Source organism: Pseudomonas sp. AFG_SD02_1510_Pfu_092 (genome assembly GCF_003331055.1).
GTDB lineage: Bacteria > Pseudomonadota > Gammaproteobacteria > Pseudomonadales > Pseudomonadaceae > Aquipseudomonas.
Genome location: NZ_PUQD01000108.1, coordinates 1 through 6044, shown reverse-complemented (window position 1 = coordinate 6044; position 6044 = coordinate 1). Strand labels below are relative to the sequence as shown.

The 6044-nt window shown below is 61.9% G+C and carries 3 protein-coding genes; 1 reads left to right on the top strand and 2 read right to left on the bottom strand.

Translation table 11 applies throughout. The features are described from left to right. Positions 1-464: 464 nt before the first annotated feature. Positions 465-1823: an HlyD family type I secretion periplasmic adaptor subunit gene (locus C6A77_RS24860; RefSeq protein WP_178082404.1), complete on the bottom strand. Its 1359-nt coding sequence runs from the start codon at positions 1821-1823 to the stop codon at positions 465-467. A 7-nt stretch (positions 1824-1830) separates the two neighbouring features. Next, positions 1831-3987 (bottom strand): type I secretion system permease/ATPase, encoded by a 2157-nt coding sequence (locus C6A77_RS24855; RefSeq protein ID WP_114171995.1) that lies wholly within the window; start codon positions 3985-3987, stop codon positions 1831-1833. 999 nt (positions 3988-4986) lie between these two features. Between C6A77_RS24855 and C6A77_RS24850 the strand changes: the two genes are divergently transcribed. Continuing rightward, a partial coding sequence (locus C6A77_RS24850; RefSeq protein ID WP_123060178.1) for a retention module-containing protein occupies positions 4987-6044 on the top strand: 1058 nt, incomplete at its 3' end.

The window sequence follows — 6044 nt, the reverse complement described above, 5'->3', positions numbered from 1 at the left end:
GCCGGTGCCATCCACCGCGTCGCCTGCTTCGCGGGCTTGCCCGCTCCCACAGGGGAATGCGTATGCCACAGGTCAACACTGCACCTGTGGGAGCTGGCTTGCCGGCGATGGGCCGCATCGCGGCCCGCGCTTCTTCGCTGCGCAAGCACTCGATGAACAACTGGCTCGCCCGTGCCACGGTCGCCTCCTGCTTGCGCGCCGAGGGACTGTGTATTAGCCGCCCATCGCCGGCAAGCTCCCACAGGGATTGCGCATGGCTTGAGTGCAGCGCGGTCGAGGAGGAGCAACTTGGTCAATTTCCAAAAGCTGGCGCGATCCCTGTGGGAGCGGCCGTGGCCGCGAACACCGGCGTAGCCGGTGCCATCCACTGCTCTCACCCTTGTGAGTTTAAGAGGCCTTGAAGACACAAGCTGGCTTGCCGGCGATAGGGCCAGGGAGGCCACTGAATACAGTGGCCAATATTATCAACGCTCGCGCAACGCTTCCGAACGGGCCTTCATGATCGGCTTGAGCAGGTAGCTCATGATGGTCTTCTTGCCGGTCATGATATCTACCGTCGCCACCATCCCCGGAATGATCAGTAGCGGCTTTTCCTCAGTCCCCAGGTGGCTGCGGTCGGTGCGCAGCTTGATCAGGTAATAGGTGGTCTTCTTGTCTTCATCGGTGATGGTATCGGCGCCGATCTGTTCCAGCTTGGCCTTGAGCCCACCGTAGATGGTGTAGTCATAGGCGGTGAACTTGACCGTCGCCTCCTGGCCCGGGTGCAGGAAAGCGATGTCCTTGGGCAGGATTTTCGCCTCGATCACCAGTGAGTCATCCAGCGGCACGATTTCGATGATATCGCTGCCCGGCTGGATCACCCCGCCAATGGTATTCACCAGCAGCTGCTTGACGATACCCCGTACCGGCGAGGTGACCATGGTGCGGTGCACGCGATCATCCAGCGCCTTGCTGGTCGCCGTGGCCTTGCTCAGCTCGGTGCGCGCTTCGTTCAGCTGGGTTAGCGCTTCGCTGCGGAACTTGCCACGGGTTTCTTCGATCTTGCTTTGCACCTCACGAATGGCCGCCTCGGCACGCGGGATGGCCAGCGCAGTGGAGTCCAGCTGGCCACGGTTCTCCACTTCGGCGCGGCGCAGGCGCAACACCTCGACCTGGGAGATCGCACCGGTGGCCACCAGGGGCTCGGACATGCTGATCTCTTTGCGCAACAATTGCAGGCTGTTGGCGTACTGGGCGCGCTTGGAGCTGAATTCGCGCAGTTCCTGCTGACGCTGGACCAGCTGCTGTTGCAAACCGCCAATCTCGTCCTGCAATTGCTGGCGCCGGCTCTGGTACAGCGACTCTTCGTTCGCTGCCTGGCTTGGCGCGGCTTTGCGCAGTTCCTCATCGATCTTCAGCGGCGTGTCACCGACCTCGGCGCTCAGGCGCTCGACGCGCAATGCCATGGCCAGGCGGTCGGCCTCGGTTTCACCCACGTTGGAGGCGAAGCGGGTCTCGTCCAGGCGCAGCAGCGGCTGGCCGACTTCGACGATCTGCCCTTCCTTGGCAAAGATCTCGGCGACGATGCCGCCCTCCAGGTTCTGGATCTTCTGCACCTTGGACGACGGAATGGCCTTGCCTTCGCCCCGCGTGACCTCATCGATGGGCGCGACGCTGGCCCACACGATCAGGAACACGAAGAACAGGATCACGCCCCAGATGGTCAGCCGCACGACGCGCGGCGCATCCTCGATCAGCGCCTTGTTGACCTCGGGCAGCGGCTGGCCGCCCAGCGAGTCGGAGCCTTTGAAGTAGCGCCGCAAGCCGTCCTTGAATTGCCCCATATCCAGCTTATGCAACACTGATCTGCCCCTTCTTCAGCGCATCCATGACCGCGGCTTTCGGGCCGTCGGCGACAATCTGCCCGCGATCGATCACGATCAGCCGGTCCACCAGCGACAGCAGCGAGGCACGGTGCGTGACCAGCAGCATGGTCTTGTTTTCCACTACCGCCTGCAGGCGCTGCTTGAGGCGTTCTTCACCGGTGTTGTCCATGGCGCTGGTCGGCTCGTCCAGCAGCAGGATCTGCGGGTTGAGCAACAGCGCGCGGCCCAGGGCGACGTTCTGCCGCTGCCCGCCGGACAGGTTCTGTCCACGCTCACCCACTTGCAGCTCGTAGCCGTCCGGGTGGAGCCGGGCGAACTCATGTACGCCCGCCAGCTCGGCGGCCTGCAGGATCAACTCATCCTCGATGTAGCGCGCGCCACTGACCAGGTTATCGCGCAGGGTGCCGGCCAGCAGTTGAATGTCCTGAGGCACGTAGCCGATGTTGTGGCGCAGTTCGCTGACATCGATCTGGCGAATGTCCACGCCATCGACCAGCAGCGACCCGCCATCGGCCTCGTACAGGCCGACGATGAGCTTGGCCAGCGAACTCTTGCCCGAGCCGCTGCGGCCGATGATGCCCACCTTCTCGCCGGGGCGGATGGTCAGGTTGATGTTCTTCAGGGCCTGGTTCTGCTGGTTCGGGTAGGTGAAATCGACCCCGCGGAACTCGACGCTCCCCTGCAGTACCTTACGGCTCAGCGGGCGTTCTTCGAAGTTGCGCTCCTGCGGCAGCTCCATCATGTGGTCGGTGGAGACCATGGTCACCTTGGCCTGCTGGTAGCGTGCGAGCAGCCCGTTGAGCTGACCCAGCGGGCCGAGGGCGCGGCCGCTGAGCATGTAGCAGGCGACCAGGCCGCCCATGCTCAGGTTGCCGTCGATGATCAGGTACACGCCGACGCAGATCATCGCCACGCCCGCCAATTGTTGGATCAGCAGGGTGATGTTCATCGCCAGGCTCGACAGCACCTTCACCCGCAGTTCCAGCCGGCTCAGGGTGCCCAGGGTCTGTTCCCACATGTACTGGCGTTCGCTTTCGGCGTTGTTGACCTTGACCGCATCCAGGCCGGCCAAGGTCTCGATCAGGCTGGACTGGCGCTCCGAGGCCAGCGCCATGGTCCGTTCCATGGTCGCCATCAGCGGCCGCTGCAGGGCATAACCGATGCCCAGCGCCAGCGGGAAGGCGATGATCGGGATCCACACCAGGTGGCCACCGATGATGGCGATGACGATCAGGATCAGGACGGTGAACGGCAGGTCGATCAGGCTGGTTAGGGTCAGCGAGGCAAGGAAGTCGCGCAGGCCCTGGAACTCGTGAATGTTCTGGGCAAAGCTGCCGACCCTGGCCGGGCGGTACTTCATCGACATGCCGACGATACGTTCGAACAGCGTTGCCGAAATGATCAGGTCGGTCTTCTTGCCGGCCAGGTCCAGGCACAAGCCGCGCAGGCCTTTGAGGATCAGGTCGAAGATGTAGGCGCCGGCAATGCCGATGGCCAGTACCCAGAGGGTCGAGGTGGCCTGGTTGGGCACCACCCGGTCATACACGTTCATCACGAACAGCGGCGCGGCCAGGGCGATCAGGTTGATGACCAGGCTGGCGGCGATGGCGTCGATATAAAGCCACTTGCTGCGCAGCAAGGTATCGCGGAACCAAGACCGCGCCCGCGGGATCAGGTTGCCGTGGTTGACGTCGAACTTGTGCTGCGGCTGGGCGAAGAACACCCGGCCACTGTAATCGCTCTGCAGCGCTTCGCGGCTGATATGCACTTCGCCGCCATCGCTCTCGCTGAGCAGCAGGCGCGCGGTATCTTCGTTCTCCCAACCCAGCAGGACGGCACTGCGGCCTTCCTTGAGCAGCAGCATGGCCGGCATGGCGATGCTCGGGATCTGCTCCAGCTTGCGCTGCAGCAGGCGCCCCTGCAGGCCGGCGCGGGCGGCTGCGCGGGGCAGCAGCTCGGGGCTCAGGCGCTGGGCGGGCAGCGGCAGGCCGGTGGTCAGCATGACCCGGCTGGCAGGTTTCTGGTGCAGGACACACAGGCTCAACAGACTATCCAGCAGGGGATCGTCATGCTGACTGCGTGGATCGTGGCTGAGTTGGACTCGACTGACTTCGGATTCCACGCGGCGCTCTCTTCATCCTTGTGATGGGTGGGGTGGGTGTGCCGTCGTGCAGTTCGGCTCACCCTGACGTTCAGTGGTGCTGCGGGCCTTGGTTACGGGGTTACGGAACCCCGATGGCTGGGCAGCTGGCCAATGGTCGCCTTGAATCGGTATTGAGTAAACAATTCTACGGTCTTCATTGCTGCCTGACGATGCCAGGCGCCGGAGGTTTGTTTTGGGCCCGCCAGCGTTGCCAGGCCAATCTAGTTTGCAGCATAGCCTGCCATCCGGCTGACGACAGAGCTGCCGTGGATATTGCGTCGGCTATTGTCAGGAATCAGGCGCTGATTTGTTGACGGTTTGCGGCCCTTAATTAGTTAAAATTCATCTATCAAAAATACGGCTTGCTGCCACCTCGTGGTGAAACAAACTGCGGTGCTTTCGTCTATTCGGGGAGGCAGTATTTGCGCTGCCGCTCGCTATCTCTTTGATCTACGGCAAATAGCCGCACCGGCCGGGGCGATGCGCCGAGCTGCGTAACACCAGTGCACGCCTGCGAGGCTGATTCCGCCTGGCTTGCCGGTCGTTGTCTGGGTGTTTTCAGGCAAGGTTTGTGCTTGTAATCAGGCAGTGACCTTTAATGGCCTTTAAGTGATGTGAATCTTGACGCATGAACCTTTGACAGCTGCCGATGAACGGTTGTCGTGCCGTATTATTTGCGCCTCCCGAGGTGTGAAAAAGTCACCCCAAACGACCAAATAACGCGCTTTCGATGATGTACGGCATTTGTCCCCACAAAACGCTTGGCTAAGGTTCAAATATCAATGTGACATTACCGTACTGATTGTTTAGGATGACCTGTATAAGGTCAATAGTTTGGCAGTTAGTCAATTCCAAAAAGTTATAGACGTAATATTGACGCCAAAATTCGTCTACAGATCATCGACATAGTTCCGCCTGAAGTGGCTTACAGATGCCCCTCTGGCAGGGAAGTACCCATCGGGTCACACGGAGAGTCCAATGAGCAGCGTTGTAGCCATCGTCAAAAGTATTGTCGGCCAGGTTATTGCGGTATCCCCAGAGGGCATCCGGCGTGTACTGATCGAAGGAGACCGACTGTTGGCGGGTGAGGAGGTACTCACCGGCCCAGGTGGCGCAGTGACTTTGGAACTGGCCGATGGCCGGGTGCTCGACCTGGGCCGTGACAGCCAGTGGAGCGCTGATGCGCCGGACAGCAGCACCGACCTGAGCCAGGCGGCTGCGCAGGCCGCACCGTCGGTGGATGAACTGCAGCAGGCGATCGCCGCCGGTGTCGACCCGACGACTGCGCTTGAAGCGACTGCGGCTGGCCCATCGGCAGCGGGCGGTGGCGGCGCGGCGGGCGGCGGCCACAGCTTCGTCATGCTCGAAGAGACTGCGGGCCGTGTCGACGCTACCGTCGGCTTCCCCACTGACGGCCTGGGCTTTGCTGCTGTGCTCGATGCTGAAGAGCTTGGCGTGCTGGACACCACCAACAACAACCAGGTGACCACGCCGGCGGTGGACACCGATGTCGCTACCGATCTGGTGCTCGGCGCTACCCCTTCCATCAGCGAAGCGGGTGGCGTAATCGTTTATACCGCCACAGTCGGCCAGGCGCCGACCAGCAACCTGGTGATCACACTGTCCAACGGCGCCGTGATCGTGATTCCGGCCGGGCAGACCAGCGGTAGCGTCAACGTCGTGGTTCCGGCGAACGATACCCCGTATATCGACGGCGGCCAGATTTCGACGACCGTGACGGGTGTCACCGGGGGCAACGGGCTGACGGTGACAGTGCCGCAAGCGCCGGCGGTTACCCAGGTTACCGATACCGTCGATAACACCAGCGCGACGCTGACTGCTTCGCCAAGCGTGACTGAGGGTGGCGTGATCACCTACACCGTGACGCTGAGCAACCCAGCCCAGACCCCGGTGACCGTGACCCTGTCCAATGGCCAGACCATTACCGTTGAAGCCGGTAAGACCCAGGGCAGTGTTGATTTCCAGACGCCGACTAACGACGTCTACAACAACGGCTCGACTGTCAGCACCACTAT

What these genes read in the sequence shown, in the direction of transcription:
- C6A77_RS24860 (WP_178082404.1), bottom strand. Translation starts at nt 1,823, where the DNA reads ATGGGGCAATTCAAGGACGGCTTGCGGCGCTACTTCAAAGGCTCCGAC.